Here is a 17,663-nt window from a genome sequence, read left to right as displayed (position 1 = left end):
AAAAGAAACTAAATGACTAGTAGAAATTGGAGATGAAGGAATGCGAATCAAATGTAAAGAAGAGCCCTGCTTGCATAAGAGGGGCTCTTCTTTACAATTGATTATTCTCGCACGACGAACCAAAATTCTTTCTCATTTGAGGGATAAATAAGTACTTGTTTTCTTGTGCATATCATGAGAAGGGAGGTATGGAGGTTAAACTATTTCCAGATACCATTTTTAATAAGAACGGCTTTGATCGTACCGTATTCGATGGTAGAAGGAAGATTCTCTTTTATTGGCTTTAATTTTACTTCTTGTAGCTGGTTATAGGCAGCTAATATCAGCGCTTCATGTTGTTCAGGAATAAGTCGATCCCAGTTGATTTCAAACCCTTCTTGTGCGGAGCGTAATAAATGGGCTTCAACGGTACGTTCTTTCAGTTGTCGTTCATTAGCAATAGCTGTAATGCTCGCCCCTTGTTGGAATTGTGCTAAGGTGAGCAGATGGCTCGCTTCTTTGTTGTCGTTTTCCTTCGTCTGTGGTGTTAAGAGCTGGGTTTCCACAGGGATGGGGTCTAGGGTTGTGATGAAGTCAGGATGGTGTTGCAAAAAGGTTTGGATCGCTTCAATAAAGAGTAACCCGTAGCGCTTCCATTTTTCAGTCCCAACCCCTTTGATAAGCAGCATCTCTTCTTCTGTTTGTGGGAGGCGGATGCTCATCTCGCGTAAGCTGGCATCGTTAAAAATAACATAGGGGGGAACTCCTTCGTCTTGAGCCAACTGCTTACGAACCTGCCGCAACTCTTGGAATAAGGCATTATCGCTTACGATTTTACTCATAACACGAGTGGTTTTGTGGTATACTTTCTCATTTCCTAGTAATGTTTGCACCGCTTGTTCTCGTAAAAACACGACTGGGTATTGATCATCAGTCAAACCCAGGTACCGTTCGGCTATGAGGAATTTTATCAAGTCTTCAACTTCTTTCGCCCCTTGATCTTTCATCACTCCGTAGGTAGGAAGTTGCTCTAACTGTAGCTGATAGATGCGTTTGCTCTTGGAACCGACGAGCACCTTGGCAATCATGGAGATACCAAATCGTTCACGCATTCGTTTGATACAAGAAAATATTTTTTGTGCTTCCAGTGTAATGTCGCTTTTTTCCGTGGTATCAGTACAGTTGCTACATGTACCACAAGGAGCAACTAATGTTTCACCAAAGTAGTTGAGGATAGAAGAGGTTAAGCATTGTTGGGTGTAGCAATAATCCATCATTGCTTGTAATTTTTGATACTCCATCGCTTTTCGTTCCTGGGTGAGGTCAGATTGCTCCAATAAATATTTTTGTAATTGAACGTCCTTGGATTCGAATAGAAGAATACACTCGCTCGGTTCACCATCACGACCTGCACGACCTGCTTCCTGGTAATAGGACTCCATATTTTTTGGCATATTGTGATGGATAACGAAGCGTACGTTTGATTTATCGATACCCATGCCAAATGCATTGGTGGCAACAATGATCCTCGTGTCGTCGAAGAGGAAGCGCTCCTGTGCCTCTTTGCGTTGGTCATCACGTAAACCAGCATGATAAGTGCCAGCTTGAACACCTGCTTGTTGAAGGTACTGAGTTAACTGGTCAGCTTCTCTGCGGGTAGCAGTATAAATAATTCCTGCGTCATCAGGGTTTGTTTGCAGATAACGTTTAATATAGTTGCGCTTATTTACTCCGCGTAAGACTGAAAGGGACAAATTTTCACGAGCGAAGCTGGTGAAGTAAGTGTTGGGGTCACGCAGCTCTAACGCTTCTTTCATATCACTTATTACTTCAGCGGTGGCGGTGGCAGTAAAAGCTGCAACGATGGGGCGAGGAGATAGCTGTGTGATCAATGGTGCGATCATGCGATAGCTAGGACGAAAATCGTGGCCCCATTGGGAAACGCAATGAGCCTCATCAACGGCTATAAAAGAGACGGTGAGGGAGTGTAATAAGGAGCGGAAAATAGAGGAATCCAACCGCTCAGGAGCAACATAGATCAGTTGGTATTTGCCCTGACTGGCTTTTCTTACCCGTTCGTTATTTTCCTCGGTCGAAAGTGTACTGTTGAGATACGTTGCGGGAATGCCTACACGACCTAAGGCATCTACTTGATCTTTCATAAGGGAGATCAGGGGTGAGACGACAAGTGTTACTCCGGGAAGGAGGAGTGCAGGGATCTGATAACAGATTGACTTCCCGCCCCCAGTGGGCATAATCGCCATTGTATCATGACCGTTAACGATACTATCGATCACTTGTTGTTGACCGGGACGAAAGGCTGTATACCCATAAATCTCATGTAGCAGGCGCTGGGCTTCGTGTGAAGTACTCATAACAAACTCCTCTTTTTATGTTAAGTATGATTACAGGCATTCTATCATAGTGAAGAGCGGGAGGTTTGAAAAACCGATAGTGTTTTCGTCAAACCGGGAATCTCTTTCGTTAGGGAAGAATGTCTATCAAGACATACTGACATACTACATATGGAAAGCTTACATAGATCGAGGGGGATGTTAGGTGGGTCAAGCACTGAAAGATCGTGCACAAACGATGAAGGTCAGCAAAAAGTTAGATGATAACACCGAGGTATTAGATCAATTGTTGGGAGTAGAAAAAAGTTACGATATGAATCGACGCGACCTTTCGTATGCAGGGAAGCGCTTTGTTCTCTATTTTGTCGATGGCCTGGTTAAAGATGATATTATGAACTTTATCATGACGAATTTGGCCAATTTAGAACGGAAAGAGCTAAGTATTGATCCAATTCAGCGCTTGTTGCAGACAGAAATACCGTATATTGAACTTGAAAAAACAGATAAGATGAAGGATATTATTAACCAACTTTTATCTGGTCCGGTTGTTCTTTTTATTGAAGGAGCAGAGGAAGCGTTGGTGATTGATGCCCGTACTTATCCGGTGCGCTCTCCGCAAGAGCCGGATTTGGAGAGAGTGGTGCGTGGTGCGCGTGACGGTTTTGTGGAGACAATCGTGGTAAATACTGCTTTGACACGACGGAGAGTGCGGGATCCTTCCTTTCGCTTAGAACATGTATCGGTAGGAAAGCGGTCGAAGACAGATATTTGTATAGGATATTTAGAAGATATAGCGAACCCCCCTTTAGTAGAAAATATTAAACAAAAGTTAAAGAAGATTAATGTGGATGGGTTGCCGATGGCCGAAAAAAGTGTGGAAGAGTATTTGTTTGGGCATTATTGGAATCCATATCCGATGGTTCGTTATACAGAGCGTCCGGATGTGGCAGCTGTGCACCTGTTTGAAGGGCACGTGCTGGTCTATGTAGATACCTCTCCCAGCGTTATGATCACACCAACTACTTTTTTTCATCATGTTCAGCATGCAGAGGAATATCGACAGAAGCCGGCAGTAGGTGCATTTTTACGATGGGTGCGGTTTCTGGCTATGTTTGCCTCTCTTTTTTTGTTACCACTTTGGTATTTGCTCGCTATTCAGCCTGATTTGACCCCTGGTGCACTGCAATTTTTAGGACCTGAGAAAATGGGCCAGCTTCCACTAATCGTACAAATTATTATTGCTGAGTTGGGTATTGAAATATTGCGGATGGCCTCTGTTCACACTCCTTCCGCTTTGGCGACGGCTTTGGGGTTAATTGCTGCTATCTTACTAGGGGAAATGGCGATCAAAGTAGGGTTGTTTATACCAGAGGTGATTTTATATATTTCGGTGGCGGCGATCGGTACGTTTGCGACGCCCAGTTATGAGCTAGGATTGGCAAATAAGATGATGCGACTCCTATTTTTGCTGGCGGTAGCCATCTTTAAAACACCTGGATTAATAGTAGCGGTATTAGCATGGTTTATCTATTTGGCTCGTGCCAAATCAATAAATACGCCGTATCTGTGGCCACTTATTCCATTTAACGGAAAAGCATTAATCGATGTGTTGGTTCGTTCCCCTATCCCCATTAAAGACAAACGACCACAAGCATTATCTACGCAAGATCCAGATCGCTAAACGTGATTATGAAGATTTGATGAAAATATTTTTTCGTTTTTGTGTCGCGAAAAGCCGATCTTATCAAGGGTTTCCTTGATTTGCATCGGCTTTTCTTACAGTGAGGAAGAAAAAAGTGATTTAAAAACGGAAGAAAGTTCGTTAAAATAGCGAAGAGGGAACCTAGATTAAATGATCGAATCATAGATTGCGAGACTATGGTTTGAAATACGGTTATAACGGAATGGTGCATATATTTCTCAAGGGGGAACAGATATTGGTGAATAAGGAAAAGAAGTGGCTTGCCTCATATCCTGCGGAGGTGCCAGCAGAACTGGACATTCCAGATGTACCACTTACCCGCTTTTTAGAAGATGCTGTACGCGACTTTCCAGATCGTGAAGTCATTCATTTTATGGGAAAACGCATGACATATAGCCAATTGCAAGATCATGTATATCGGTTGGCTAATGCATTGCGAGGGTTAGGTATTAAGAAAGGGGATCGTATCTCTTTGATGCTACCCAACTCTCCACAAGCAGTGATCGCCTACTATGCCAGCCTATATTTGGGTGCTGTCGTCGTACAAACAAATCCGCTGTATATGGAGCGCGAGTTGGAGCACCAGTTAAATGATTCTGAGGCGGAGACAATCATCTGCTTGGACCTGGTCTATCCGAAAGTGGCCAACGTAAAGGCACAGACGAAGTTGAAGCAAGTGATTGTCACTAGTATAAAGGATTACCTTCCATTCCCGAAAAACGTGGCGTATCCGCTAAAAGTAAAATTTGTTGACAAGATTAAGGTAAACATACCTTATGAAGATAAAAATATATACCGTTTCTCTGACCTAATTAAGAAAGCGCTTGCAGATCCAGTGGAGTCTGCAGTGGAGTCTCCAGAAGAATTGGCACTGTTGCAATACACAGGGGGGACGACAGGTCTTGCGAAAGGGGCGATGCTCACACATCGTAACTTGGCAACCAACGCGGCTCAATGTGCAGCCTGGGTATATAAAACGGAGCGCGGTAAAGAAAAAGTGCTTGGGTTATTGCCGTTTTTTCACGTATATGGGATGACCACAGTAATGAATTACTCTATTTACATGGCGTCAACGATGATTTTAATTCCAAAATTTGATGCAGATCAACTTTTGAAAACCTTTGCTAAAGAGAAACCGACGATGTTTCCCGGGGCACCTACCATGTACGTCGCACTGATTAATCATCCAAAGGCGGCGATGCACGATTTATCATCGGTGGATGCGTGTATTAGTGGATCAGCTCCGCTTCCGGTCGATGTGCAAAAAACTTTTGAAGAACTGACTGGTGGGAACTTAGTCGAAGGGTACGGCTTAACAGAGGCTTCACCTGTTACGCACTGTAATATTGTGTGGGGAGAGCGCACTCCCGGAAGCATTGGTCTACCATGGCCCAATACAGACTGCCGGATCGTAAACCCGGAAACGGGTGAAGAGGTGGCTGCGGGCGAGATCGGTGAGATGCAGGTAAAAGGCCCACAGGTGATGACAGGTTATTGGAATCGTCCAGAGGAAACAGCGAAGGTATTAAAAGATGGTTGGCTCTCCACTGGAGATATGGCACGCATGGATGAAAAAGGCGCCTTTTACATTATGGATCGTAAAAAGGATATGATCATCGCTAGTGGTTACAATATTTATCCACGCGAAGTAGAAGAAGTCTTGTATACACATGAGGCAATTCAAGAAGCAGCTGTAGTAGGTGTTCAACATGCTTATCGGGGCGAGACCGTAAAGGCATATGTGGTCTTAAAAGAAGGAGCTACTTTGTCGGAAGAAGAGCTTGATCAGTTTTGTCGGGGGCAAATGGCTAAATATAAAGTACCTCGCTTGTATGAGTTCCGGACAGACTTACCAAAGAGTTCTGTAGGAAAAATCTTGCGCCGCGAATTGGTACGGGAAGAGAAAGAGAAACTTGAACGAGAAGCCGTCACACAATAACGATGAGCGACTTTAAAGAAACGACTCAGTGGGTCGTTTCTTTAATGCGGTGTTCACTAGTTGACAGAGGGTAAAAAGCGTACTAAACTAGAGGTTGAATGAATGACCATTCATTTTTGTTTGTGCGCACTGGATGAGGGAAAGGAAGCGAATCTATGGCCAAACGAACTGGAGGGAAATACGAAGCGATTCTTGACGCAGCTGTGCGTGTGATCGCTCAATACGGGTACCATAATACACAAGTCTCCAAAATTGCTCGTGAGGCCAAAGTGGCTGATGGGACGATCTATCTCTATTTTAAAAATAAAGATGATGTATTGATCTCTGTTTTTAATGAGAAGATGGGCGCGTTTATTAACGATGTAGAGAAAGCGCTTTCCGTTATCGAAGATCCATCGAACCAGTTGAGGGAACTGATTCGGCTTCACTTTGCTCACTTGGAGCGCGATCATCAACTCGCTATGGTGACACAGATTGAACTTCGTCAATCTAATCCTGAAGTGCGACAAGGGATCGCCCAAATATTAAAACGGTACCTCGATGTTATGGATGCAGTGGTAGATGCAGGTATTAAAAATGGGGTGTTTCGCTCCGATATCGCTCATCGAATCACACGGAAGATGATTTTTGGTACCATAGATGAGACTGTCTCATCTTGGATTATGAATGATTTTAAGTACAACTTACTGGACCAGGTGGATTCGATCCACAGTCTCTTCTTGCGAGGCATTGGTAATGCAGTAACAGAGAATTCCCATTCGAAGGAGGAAATCGGTACATGAATATTTTGGTGTGCTTAAAGCAAACGTTTGACACCGAAGAACAGATTGTCATTGAAGACGGTAAGATCAGTGAGGAAGGTGCCGAGTTTGTCATCAATCCTTACGACGAGTATGCCGTTGAGGAAGCCATTAAGTTGAAAGAGGAGCACGGTGGTGAAGTAACGGTTATCACTATTGGTCCTGAGCGCGCAGAGCAGGCATTGCGTACTGCGATGGCAATGGGAGCAGACAAAGGGTTTATCGTTGATACCGATGATTTCGTAGGTGATGAATTCTCGTATGCTCACTTGATTAAAGGGTTAATCGAGGAAGAAGATTTAGAATATGATATGATTCTCTGCGGTTATATGGCTGTTGACGACGGTTCAGCCCAAGTAGGTCCTCGTTTGGCTGAATTGCTAGATATTCCTCATATCTCAACAATTACCAAGTTGACTGTTTCGGGTGACAAAGTAGAAGTGGAGAAAGACGTAGAAGGCGATATTGAATATGTTGAGTCGACACTTCCGATTTTGTTGACAGCACAACAAGGATTAAACGATCCTCGTTACCCTTCTTTGCAAGGGATTATGAAAGCGAAAAAGAAACCGCTTGAAAGTGTCGATTGGGATGAATTAGATCTTGATGAAGACGAAGTGGCGGCTAAAACGGAAATCCTGGAAATTTCATTACCACCAGAAAAAGGCGAAGGAAAGATACTGGAAGGTGAATTGAACGATCAAGTAAATGAATTGGTTCAATTGTTGCGCACGGAAGCAAAAGTGATATAAAAATAGGGGGACCAGAACCGATGAGCAAAAACGTACTGGTATTAGCAGATGTTCGTGATGGGGGCTTACGGAACGTAACCCTAGAATCTTTGGCGGCCGCAACGCAAGCAGCAGCGGGCGGAACCGTAACCGCTACTGTATTTGGTACCAAAGGTAAAGAATTAGTTGACCAACTGGCACATTACGGTGCAGATAAAGTGGTTGTAGTTGAAAATGAAATTCTTGATCAGTATACGACGGATGCATATTTTCAAGCTTTGCGCGAAGTGATTGAGCATGTGAAGCCAGATATGATTTTGACTGGACATACCGCAGTTGGTCGTGACGTGAGTCCACGGATCGCAGCTCGTCTTAACTTGGGATTGATGTCCGACTGCACAGGAATGGAAGTGGAGGGAGACAAAGTTGTCTTCACTCGTCCAATCTATGCTGGGAAAGCATTCATGAAGAAAGCAGCGAAAGAAGGAATCATTTTCGCTACGTTGCGCCCTAACAATATCGCCGCTGGCGAACCAGACACGAGCCGTAGCGCAGAAGTGGAAGAGCTATCTGTCACGATCGCTGCAGAATCTCTTCGTACCATCGTGAAAGAGGTTGTGCGTAAGTCTACCGATGGTGTAGATCTTTCCGAAGCGCGTGTGATCGTCTCGGGTGGTCGTGGGGTAAAAAGCGAAGATGGTTTTAAGCCACTACAAGAGTTAGCAGATGTACTGGGTGGCGCTGTAGGTGCATCCCGTGGTGCAGCTGACGCTGGTTATTGTGACTATGCCTTGCAAATTGGACAAACAGGGAAAGTAGTTACCCCGGATCTTTATATAGCTTGCGGAATTTCCGGTGCGATTCAACACTTGGCAGGGATGTCCAATTCGAAAATTATTGTTGCCATCAACAAAGATCCAGAAGCTACTATCTTCAATGTAGCTGACTACGGGATTGTAGGTGACCTTTTCGATGTAGTGCCTATGCTGACTGAAGAGCTAAAAAAAGTATTAGCAGATAGCTAAGTCCATAAGGATTGATTCTCTTCGATGAAGGGAAAAACGAAGGGGCACCATTTTGCTCCTTCGTTTTTTTGATTACCTATTATTTCGTGTCACGAAGTACTTGGAACTTTTATGTTATCAGTGGTATACTGAGGATGCGGTAAGCGATTGACTTGAAGGAGGATGGAGAATGGCTATTATTGAAGTGACAGATCAATCCTTTAATGAACAAGTTGAATCGGCAGGTACAGGTGCTGTGCTCGTCGATTTTTGGGCACCATGGTGTGGTCCGTGTAAGATGTTGGCGCCAGTCTTGGAAGAACTGGATGCTGAGATGGGGAATCAATTAACCATCGCTAAGATCAATGTGGATGAAAACCCAGATATTTCTGGTCGTTATGGTGTGATGAGCATTCCAACCTTGATGCTCTTTAAAGACGGTCAAATGGTTAATAAAATGTCCGGTTTCCTACCAAAAGAGCAGCTGCAAGAATGGATTAACGATCATATCTAAATATAGTTGTTACGTTTAAGGCTACAAAAAGACGCTTCCAGAGTGAGGAAGCGTCTTTTTGTTAGGATTTAGTCAGATATAATTTGTAGCGGAGAACGATAGCGAGGGTAGTCATCACCTGCATGAAAGGGATGACAGTATATTGATAAAGCATGGAGATCATTTGTATGAGTAAATTACCTATGCCCATCGCTTCCTCAGAGGAAGTGCTCAATAGAATGGATAAAACAACGGTGATGATAAGAAGCGGAAGCATAAATAGCACGGAAATCCCGATGACTGAAAGAACGGAGCCGAAAACTTTACCCATCGAGCGGAAAAAAAGAGAGAATGAGCCTTTGATAGCTGTCCATGGAGATACGTCTTCCGCTATCATCATAATGGGCGCATGCATAAGCCCGATCCACATCATTAGCTGGATGAAAAAAATCATTAAGAAGAGAAGGATAGGGGCGGCGATGGCTCCTCCGATAATAAGAAAGATGGGAACAAGTGAGAACAAAAACAAGGGAAGATATAATAGAAAAATTAGTAGCCCTTGTAGCACCATGTGCCAAACCCATTTTATTCCTTGAGCAAAAAAAGTGTTTATATTTGCTTTCTCCCCGTTTACAGTCTTGTTGACCAAGCCATACATTCCAGCCTTTAAAAAGCTGGAAGGGATGAGCGAGATCGCACTTAATACCAGGATGAAAATAATAATCGTGATTATAAATGAGGGGGTACTTACAAGAAAGTTAACCAATGCATCTATGGTGAGGCGAAGATCTGAGTTATTGAAGATCTCTTCAAAATCAGAAGCATAGGCGAAGCCGATTGTCATGACTCCTAAAACACCGATGAAAATGAATGCAATACTGAGGATCACCTGCGTAGCAATGCTCCCTAGTAGGAAGCTGAGCCATAAATGAAGGCCCTGGCGGCGTAGTAGATTAAAATAAGTGTTCATTAGAGCATATCTCCTTCTTAAAGTGTAATGCTTATTATAGTACGTATGAGAGGTTTTTAAATCGTGTTAGTCATTTTGATTCTCCTCCTTACTGGCAGCAGACTCATCGTATGAAAAGGTGGGAAAGGATGTTTCAGCTGAGGTTGACTCTCTTTTCTCCACCGGTTTATTTGGGTGTACGGGTGCTTGCTCCACCTCTTTTTTAACGTGCGCTTCATTCTCATCTGGATAATGGAAGTGCTGGAATGTAGGAATGTTAGGCTGTGATGATCCTTGCGCTTGTTCGGAATGATTTTCTTTCCGTTGTTGCTGCGGTGCGGGAGCTGGTGGAACTGGAGTTTGTGGTGAAGGGCTTCCCGACCGTTCGTCCGCACTTTGTATTCTGATGTGAGGAGAAAAGGAAGGAGCTGCTTCTTGATCCTGTATAAATCCTTGTACAGGAGGTGCGACAGGCTCTCGTTGTTGTAATGATGGTGTTGATGGTGTTGATGGTGTTGATGGATTTGACGGTGTTTGTAGAGGGACCTGTACCTGAGAGGTATTCGGTCCATTTGTTGGACCGCTGATAATGGGGCTCAATTTATAACGGTAGCGGTAAATGAGTGCCATATAAGCGGCCACATGGAAGAATAGCAAGACCAATAGTTGAGTAAAAGCAATTAGAAAAACAATTGCTAGCGCGTCTTTAAGGAGAGTGGCGATAAGTTCAAATAGGAATGATACAATAAATGCACATAGTGCTATTGCGAGCATGGTAAGATAGGAAAGGAATACCTGACCAAAAGAGTTGAAAAAGAGGCGGCTAGATAATACGATTGACTGCCACATTCCTTTCCGATCTGCCATCATAATAATGGGTGCATGCATGATCATCAAAACATATAAGAAAATGACAATCGTAAAGATGAACGTGACGAGTATAGCCAGCATAGTAGGACCTTGCCACGTTAAAGTAACGATTATATAAAATAGAAATATGGGCAAGGAGATAAGGATATTCTGGAATAATATTTTAAAAAAGTAGCGGAATCCATACGAAAAATAGGCTCCAAAGCGAGATTGATTGGTATAGACGGGCTCTGTGATCATCCCAATAGTGCCAGCTGAGTTAAAGGTAGATACAATAGTGATCCCCAGTGCTGCAAAGAGGATGAATACGAGCAAACCAGTGATAAATCCTGGACTTACACTTTGTGTGAGTGCAAGCGTATCTAAATTTTGTCCTGTGCTAGTAGCGGTATTAATAGCCTCTCCTAATTCAACCGCCGTGGTAGCAGCACCTGCTCCAAATGCTAATCCTCCAATGAGTAAAAAAATGGCTAATATGATGCCACCAATGATAGAGCCGACAAATAAGCTAGCCCATATTTTAAAACCATGCTTTCCTAACAATCGAAAGTATGTAGACATTGAGAGAATCTCCTCCTCGTTTATGTAAAATAGACAAAAAACAGTTTTTCCTGTTTCCATGGTATAGAATAAATAGGGGTTTGTAAACGCATATACGTTCGGTTAAGGAGGAATTTACGATGGTTGACCAATTGAAGCATAAATTGTCACTACTACCTGATCAGCCAGGGTGTTATTTAATGAAAAATAAGGAACGGGAGATCATTTATGTGGGGAAAGCGAAATCGTTACGTAGCCGTGTTCGTTCCTATTTTACAGGCAGCCATGATGCGAAGACACAGCGGATGGTGATAGATATTGTCGATTTTGAATATATTGTTACTGCTAGTAACTTAGATGCGCTTCTTTTAGAGTGTAATTTAATTAAAAAACATCGACCCCGATATAACGTGATGCTAAAAGATGATAAATCGTATCCGTATATTCGATTAACCAAAGAAAAACATCCCCGTTTAGAAGTGACCCGTAAAGTAAAAAAAGATGGCTCGCGATATTTTGGACCATACCCGAACGCCGGGGCAGCACAACAGACAAAAAAGTTACTAGACCGCTTGTATCCTCTACGCAAATGCCGCACATTACCGAAGCGAGTTTGTTTGTATTATCATCTGGAGCAATGTGTGGCCCCATGTGAATTTCCTGTGGCAGAGGAAACCTATGAAGAGATGACAAGTCAAATTATTCGCTTCCTTAATGGTGGTTATAAAGAGGTACAGCAAGATTTACAAACCAAAATGGAGGAAGCCGCTGCAGGGTTGCAGTATGAACAGGCAAAGGAGTATCGTGATACGATTTCGCATATTGAAGCGATTATGCATAAGCAACACATGGATTTTGCTGATCGAGTGGATCGGGATGCATTTGGGTATGCTTCAGCCAAAGGGTGGATGTGTGTACAAGTTTTTTTCAGTAGACAGGGGAAATTGATCGAGCGTGATGTTTCTATCTTCCCGCACTACAATGAGCCGGAGGAAGATTTTCTTTCTTATGTTACACAGTTTTATCATAGTGCTCCCTCATTACCTCGAGAAATTCATCTTCCGCAAGGGGTAGATCATTCGTTGCTCTCAGCGTGGTTAGACACGGTGAAAGTGCATGTCCCTCAACGAGGTCTAAAGAAACAACTGGTGGAAATGGCGACGCAAAATGCCCAAATCGCGCTTGAAGAGCGTTTTCAACTGATGGAGAAAGATCAAGCACGAACAGAGCAAGCGATGCAGGAATTGGCGGAGTCAATCAGCATTGGTCTACCTCGTCGGATTGAGGCTTTTGACAACTCCAATATCCAAGGAACATCGCCGGTGTCTGCGATGATTACTTTTTTAGATGGGAAGCCAGCTAAAAAAGAATATCGGAAATTTAAAATCCGTTCAGAAAGAAAAGCGGATGATGTAGATACGATGAGGGAAGTGATTCGCCGGCGTTACACACGTGTTTTGAAAGAAGACCTTCCCTTGCCTGATTTGATATTGATTGATGGAGGAAAAGGACAGATGGGGGCAGCGTTAGATGTATTGGAAAATGAACTTGGTTTATACATTCCGGTTGGGGGCATGGTAAAGGATGATCGCCATCAGACGGCACGTCTTCTCTTTGGGGATCCTCCAGAGCCTGTAGCATTAAAGCGGGGGTCACAAGGGTTTTATTTGCTGCAACGAGTGCAGGAAGAAGTACATCGGTTTGCTATATCTTTCCACCGTCAAACCCGCAGCAAAGCGATGATCACCTCTCAATTAGACTCCATTCCAGGTATAGGGGAAAAACGAAAGCGCCTCCTCTTTCAACACTTTGGTTCTATTGAAAAGATGGCTAAAGGGAGTATAAACGAGTATCGCGAAGCTGGAATCGGAGATAAATTAGCACGTGAGATTATTGCGACACTTAATAAATAAAAAACACCCACAGCCCTTTTAAAGCTGTGGGTGCTTGTTTTATGATTTGACTTTCTTCGTATCGTCTGCTTGACTCTCAGATTTATCTTCAGAGAGTCCGGAGACGGAGTCTTTAAACTCTTTTAATGTCCGACCTGTAGCACGACCCAATTCAGGGAGCTTACTGGGACCGAAAATGATGAGGGCAACGACCAAGATAAGGATCAGCCCTGGTACTCCAATGTTTGGTAACATATAAAAGACCTCCTACATAGCATCTGATCTCATATTTGTAGATGAGATTCATGATTTACCTGCTATTGTACCCATTATATCGGGAACTTCTTGCAAATGCTAGTTAAGATTTGATGGATAAGGTTTGAAGAACGGTTGGGCGTAAAATCACTCTCACTAAAAATGAAGTGCAATCAGACCGAATTTTTAGTATAATGGTTGTGGGTTCGGTTTGTCTTTATAATGGATCCGATGGGCGTTGATCCTTGACAACGAGGATTTTTTCGCCATATCATTAGTTGAAGTGAAGGACGGTTCATTGCTTTGGGGATGGACGAAGTCCAAGCTAAGGGAGGATACATAGATATGGAGATTAGCAGTGTATTTGCTGAACTGACACAAAAAGTAAACGAAAATCCAGAAGGTATTCAAGGGGTAAATGCAATTTATCAATTTGATCTGGATGAGGGAGGTACCTATCAAATCCAATTTGCCGACGGTAAGGCAGAGCAATATGAAGGAACTCCCCTCGATGCGCAGTGTACGATGCGTTTATCGGAGAAGAACTTTGCTAAGTTGGTGCAAGGAGAGTTAAACCCAACGATGGCATTTATGAGTGGAAAGCTGAAGATTGATGGTGACTTGTCATTGGCCATGAAATTGCAATCTATCTTGAAAAATTACCAGTAGTTCATATGCGAAACTGGCAAAAAGCTGAGATCAAACCTGATCTCAGCTTTTTGCTGAGGAGAAGAATCAAGAAAAGAATAGAAAGGATACGGTTCGAACAGGCTAGAAACAAGTACTTTTTAAGGGTGTGGGAACTGCTTTGTCGATGCTTGACGCTTTTGTCGAATTGGGAGTACAATTGATGTTGTGGAATATAGTAGTCTCCCTTGTAGTACAGTGGAATCCTGTAACAAGTGGATATGGACGGGTTTCGCTTATGAGGGTATAACGATGACATTTTAATTGGGTTATGGGGGGCGTTTCATGAGTAAGCAAGTTAGTTTTTTTAGTCGTCGGCTACATTCATTGTTGGGTGTGATTCCGGTCGGCTTTTTTTTGGTGGAGCATTTACTGACGAACTGGTATGCAACCCGTGGTGCGGACGTGTTCGTAGAGAAGGTGAATAGCCTGTGGGAAATTCCTTTTTTATGGGTGTTTGAGGTCTTTTTCATCTTTTTACCATTGTTGTATCATGGGGTATATGGGCTTTATATCGCATTTACAGCGAAAAACAACGTTACCAATTACGGATACTTTCGCAATGTAATGTTTATGTTGCAACGGGTAACAGGCGTTATTACCTTGGTTTTTGTGAGTTGGCACGTCTGGGAGACACGCATACAATTACTACTCCAAGGTTTTACAGCGAGTGAATTGGCAGGACATACAGCAGAGCTTTTAAGTAATGATCTCACATTTATTTTATACATTATTGGTTTGATCGCGGCTGTCTTCCACTTTAGTAATGGCATGTGGTCATTCTTAGTTAGCTGGGGCATTACAGTGGGACCGCGTTCGCAACGGGTTTCGACCTTCGTATGGATTGCGGTATTTTTCGTTGTCTCCTACTTAGGGGTGAGCGCCCTGTTTGCCTTCGTCGATCCAGAATTCACAAAACAATTGGCGCAGCGATAAAAGGAGGGCACTGCTAGATGAGTGAAAAAATTATTGTCGTCGGTGGCGGACTCGCCGGCTTGATGGCAACAGTGAAAGCAGCCGAGGCAGGTGCAGATGTAGAGCTATTTTCCTTGGTGCCCGTACGACGCTCACACTCAGTGTGTGCACAAGGCGGCATCAATGGAGCGGTTAATACCAAAGGAGAAGGAGATTCTCCTTGGGAACATTTTGACGATACCATATATGGTGGAGACTTTCTTGCAAACCAACCGCCTGTTAAAGCGATGGCAGAGGCGGCACCTGGTATTATCTATTTGATGGATCGTATGGGTGTACCTTTTAGCCGTACACCTGAGGGATTGCTTGATTTTCGACGTTTTGGTGGAACAAAGCATCATCGCACCGCTTTTGCAGGTGCTACGACCGGACAACAACTCCTGTATGCATTGGACGAGCAAGCCCGCCGCTGGGAAGTAGAGGGGCGTGTGACGAAATATGAACATTGGGATTTCCTTGAAGCTATTTTAGACGATGAAGGTCGCTGTCGTGGGATTTTGGCGCAAGATATGCGTTCAAGCGAAATTCATTCATTCCCTGCGGATGCGGTTATCATGGCTACAGGTGGACCAGGGATTATTTTCGGTAAGACAACCAACTCTATGATTAACACAGGGACGGCAGCGAGTGCACTTTATCAGCAAGGAGTGTACTATGCTAACGGTGAATTTATTCAGGTTCATCCTACAGCTATTCCTGGTGATGATAAGCTTCGTCTCATGTCAGAGTCAGCTCGGGGTGAAGGTGGACGAGTTTGGACATATAAAGATGGAAAACCATGGTACTTCCTAGAGGAGATGTATCCATCCTATGGAAACCTGGTTCCTCGTGATATCGCCACACGTGCTATCTTTAGCGTTTGTGTGGATCAAAAATTAGGGGTAAACGGAGAAAATGTGGTTTTCCTCGACCTTTCACATAAGGATCCAAAAGAGCTAGACATCAAGTTAGGTGGCATTATTGAGATTTATGAAAAATTCATGGGTGAAGATCCCCGGAAAGTACCGATGAAAATCTTCCCTGCTGTACATTACTCCATGGGTGGTCTGTGGGTAGACTACGATCAGCAAACCAATATTCCAGGGCTGTTTGCAGCTGGAGAGTGTGAGTACCAGTACCATGGTGGGAACCGCCTTGGTGCCAACTCGCTGCTTTCTTGTATATATGGTGGGATGGTAGCAGGGCCGAAAGCGATCGAATACGCGCGTGGGCTAGATAAATCTTCACAAGATCTCCCATCTACTCTTTTTGAAGGGAAAGCAAAAGAGCATCAAGCTAAATTTGCAGACCTCTTGAAGATGGACGGAGATGAAAATGCTTATAAAATTCATAAAGAGCTAGGCGAATGGATGACGGATAATGTGACGGTTGTGCGTCATAATGACCGCTTACAGAAGACGGATGAAAAGATTCAAGAGTTGATGCAACGGTATAAGCGTATCAATATGACTGATACCACTCGCTGGAGCAACCAAGGGGCCCAGTTTACACGCCACTTATGGAATATGTTAGAGTTGGCTCGTGTGGTTACGTTGGGTGCGCTTAATCGAAATGAAAGTCGTGGTGCACACTATAAGCCAGAATTCCCAGAGCGCGATGACGAAAACTTCCTCAAGACGACGAAAGCGAAGTGGACTGCTGCGGGACCAGACCTTTCTTATGAAGATGTAGATACGTCGCTCATCAAACCACGTCCACGTCGTTATGATGTGGCGAAAGAGGGGGCGAAAACAAAATGAGCACGCAAACCGTAGAAGTGATCATTACTCGTCAAGATGAACCGGAACAAAAGCCATACCAAGAGCGCTTTGTGCTCCCCTATCGACAAAACATGAACGTGATTTCGGCTCTAATGGAGATTCAGCGCAATCCTGTGACGGCTGATGGGAAAGAGACGACGCCGATAGCATGGGAATCTAACTGCTTGGAAGAAGTTTGTGGTGCTTGTTCGATGGTAATCAATGGGAAGCCACGCCAGGCGTGTTCCGCTTTGATCGATCAATTAGAACAACCAGTGCGGGTAGAGCCGATGAAAACTTTTCCTGTGTTACGTGACCTCATTATTGATCGCAGTCAAATGTTTGATACGCTGAAGCGCGTGAAAGCATGGATTCCGATTGATGGTACGTATGATTTAGGTCCAGGACCACGATTACCGGAGAATAAACGGCAATGGCGTTATGAGCTCTCCAAATGTATGACTTGTGGAGTATGCTTACAAGCATGTCCAAATGTAAATTCTAATTCTAACTTTGTGGGTCCATTTGCTGCTGGTCAAGTTAACCTTTTTAATGAGCATCCAACGGGCGCGATGAATAGAGACGAACGCCTGGAAGCGATCTTTGACGATGGCGGAGTTCAGGAGTGCGGAAACTCACAAAACTGCGTGCAGTCTTGTCCTAAAGGAATTCCGCTCACGACTGCGATCGGTGCTCTTAACTGGGAAGGAACAAAGTATATCTTCCGCAAGTGGTTGAAAAAATAAGAGTGCAA

General features: G+C 43.7%; 15 protein-coding genes. 11 read left to right on the top strand and 4 right to left on the bottom strand.

Going from position 1 to position 17,663, the window contains the following annotated elements; translation table 11 throughout:
* Positions 1–200: 200 nt before the first annotated feature.
* Complete coding sequence (recQ, locus tag NXZ84_RS08095; RefSeq protein ID WP_258839758.1) at positions 201–2,354, bottom strand: DNA helicase RecQ; 2,154 nt, start codon at positions 2,352–2,354, stop codon at positions 201–203.
* Between the two features lie 217 nt (positions 2,355–2,571).
* Here recQ and NXZ84_RS08090 point away from each other — a divergent pair, with 217 nt between their 5' ends.
* The 6 genes from NXZ84_RS08090 (at position 2,572) to trxA (ending at position 9,023) form a co-directional block, all read left to right on the top strand.
* Positions 2,572–4,014: a spore germination protein gene (locus NXZ84_RS08090; RefSeq protein WP_258840366.1), complete on the top strand. Its 1,443-nt coding sequence runs from the start codon at positions 2,572–2,574 to the stop codon at positions 4,012–4,014.
* Positions 4,015–4,237: 223 nt separating this feature from the next.
* Positions 4,238–5,974 (top strand): AMP-binding protein, encoded by a 1,737-nt coding sequence (locus NXZ84_RS08085; RefSeq protein ID WP_309495813.1) that lies wholly within the window; start codon positions 4,238–4,240, stop codon positions 5,972–5,974.
* A 155-nt stretch (positions 5,975–6,129) separates the two neighbouring features.
* On the top strand, positions 6,130–6,756 hold the full coding sequence (locus NXZ84_RS08080) for a fatty acid metabolism transcriptional regulator FadR (protein WP_258839756.1): 627 nt from the start codon (positions 6,130–6,132) through the stop codon (positions 6,754–6,756).
* Positions 6,753–7,526 carry an electron transfer flavoprotein subunit beta/FixA family protein gene (locus NXZ84_RS08075; protein WP_258839755.1) on the top strand — a complete coding sequence of 258 codons (774 nt, stop codon included), beginning with the start codon at positions 6,753–6,755 and terminating at the stop codon, positions 7,524–7,526. Before NXZ84_RS08080 ends, NXZ84_RS08075 begins: the two co-directional genes overlap by 4 nt.
* 20 nt (positions 7,527–7,546) lie before the next feature.
* Entirely contained in the window at positions 7,547–8,530 is a 984-nt protein-coding gene (locus NXZ84_RS08070; protein WP_258839754.1) for an electron transfer flavoprotein subunit alpha/FixB family protein, read from the top strand.
* Positions 8,531–8,699: 169 nt separating this feature from the next.
* Positions 8,700–9,023 carry a thioredoxin gene (gene trxA, locus NXZ84_RS08065; RefSeq protein WP_258839753.1) on the top strand — a complete coding sequence of 108 codons (324 nt, stop codon included), beginning with the start codon at positions 8,700–8,702 and terminating at the stop codon, positions 9,021–9,023.
* Between the two features lie 61 nt (positions 9,024–9,084).
* Here the strand turns inward: trxA and NXZ84_RS08060 are convergent, their stop codons facing one another.
* Together NXZ84_RS08060 and NXZ84_RS08055 are read right to left on the bottom strand one after the other, a co-directional pair.
* Positions 9,085–9,972, bottom strand: coding sequence for a hypothetical protein (locus tag NXZ84_RS08060; protein ID WP_258839752.1), 888 nt, complete (start codon positions 9,970–9,972; stop codon positions 9,085–9,087).
* A 66-nt stretch (positions 9,973–10,038) separates the two neighbouring features.
* Positions 10,039–11,382 (bottom strand): hypothetical protein, encoded by a 1,344-nt coding sequence (locus tag NXZ84_RS08055; RefSeq protein WP_258839751.1) that lies wholly within the window; start codon positions 11,380–11,382, stop codon positions 10,039–10,041.
* Between the two features lie 119 nt (positions 11,383–11,501).
* On the opposite strand from NXZ84_RS08055, the gene uvrC reads away from it, so the two are divergent.
* A complete protein-coding gene (gene uvrC / locus NXZ84_RS08050; protein WP_258839750.1) occupies positions 11,502–13,274 on the top strand; it encodes an excinuclease ABC subunit UvrC in 1,773 nt (590 codons plus the stop codon).
* A 39-nt stretch (positions 13,275–13,313) separates the two neighbouring features.
* Here uvrC and NXZ84_RS08045 read toward each other — a convergent pair whose 3' ends face one another.
* Positions 13,314–13,508, bottom strand: a complete 195-nt coding sequence (locus tag NXZ84_RS08045; protein WP_258839749.1) for a twin-arginine translocase TatA/TatE family subunit — start codon at positions 13,506–13,508, stop codon at positions 13,314–13,316.
* A gap of 309 nt (positions 13,509–13,817) precedes the next feature.
* Here NXZ84_RS08045 and NXZ84_RS08040 point away from each other — a divergent pair, with 309 nt between their 5' ends.
* From NXZ84_RS08040 to sdhB, 4 genes are all read left to right on the top strand, one after another.
* Positions 13,818–14,177 (top strand): SCP2 sterol-binding domain-containing protein, encoded by a 360-nt coding sequence (locus tag NXZ84_RS08040; protein WP_258839748.1) that lies wholly within the window; start codon positions 13,818–13,820, stop codon positions 14,175–14,177.
* Between the two features lie 303 nt (positions 14,178–14,480).
* On the top strand, positions 14,481–15,131 hold the full coding sequence (locus NXZ84_RS08035) for a succinate dehydrogenase cytochrome b558 subunit (RefSeq protein ID WP_258839747.1): 651 nt from the start codon (positions 14,481–14,483) through the stop codon (positions 15,129–15,131).
* A gap of 17 nt (positions 15,132–15,148) precedes the next feature.
* Positions 15,149–16,909, top strand: a complete 1,761-nt coding sequence (gene sdhA / locus NXZ84_RS08030; protein ID WP_258839746.1) for a succinate dehydrogenase flavoprotein subunit — start codon at positions 15,149–15,151, stop codon at positions 16,907–16,909.
* Complete coding sequence (gene sdhB / locus NXZ84_RS08025; RefSeq protein ID WP_258839745.1) at positions 16,906–17,655, top strand: succinate dehydrogenase iron-sulfur subunit; 750 nt, start codon at positions 16,906–16,908, stop codon at positions 17,653–17,655. The genes sdhA and sdhB overlap by 4 nt, the downstream gene beginning before the upstream one ends.
* The last annotated feature ends 8 nt before the right edge of the window (positions 17,656–17,663 follow it).

It is taken from the genome of Mechercharimyces sp. CAU 1602 (assembly GCF_024753565.1).
In the GTDB taxonomy this organism is placed as follows: Bacteria; Bacillota; Bacilli; order Thermoactinomycetales; family JANTPT01; genus Mechercharimyces.
This window is presented reverse-complemented; position numbering and strand designations above follow the sequence as displayed.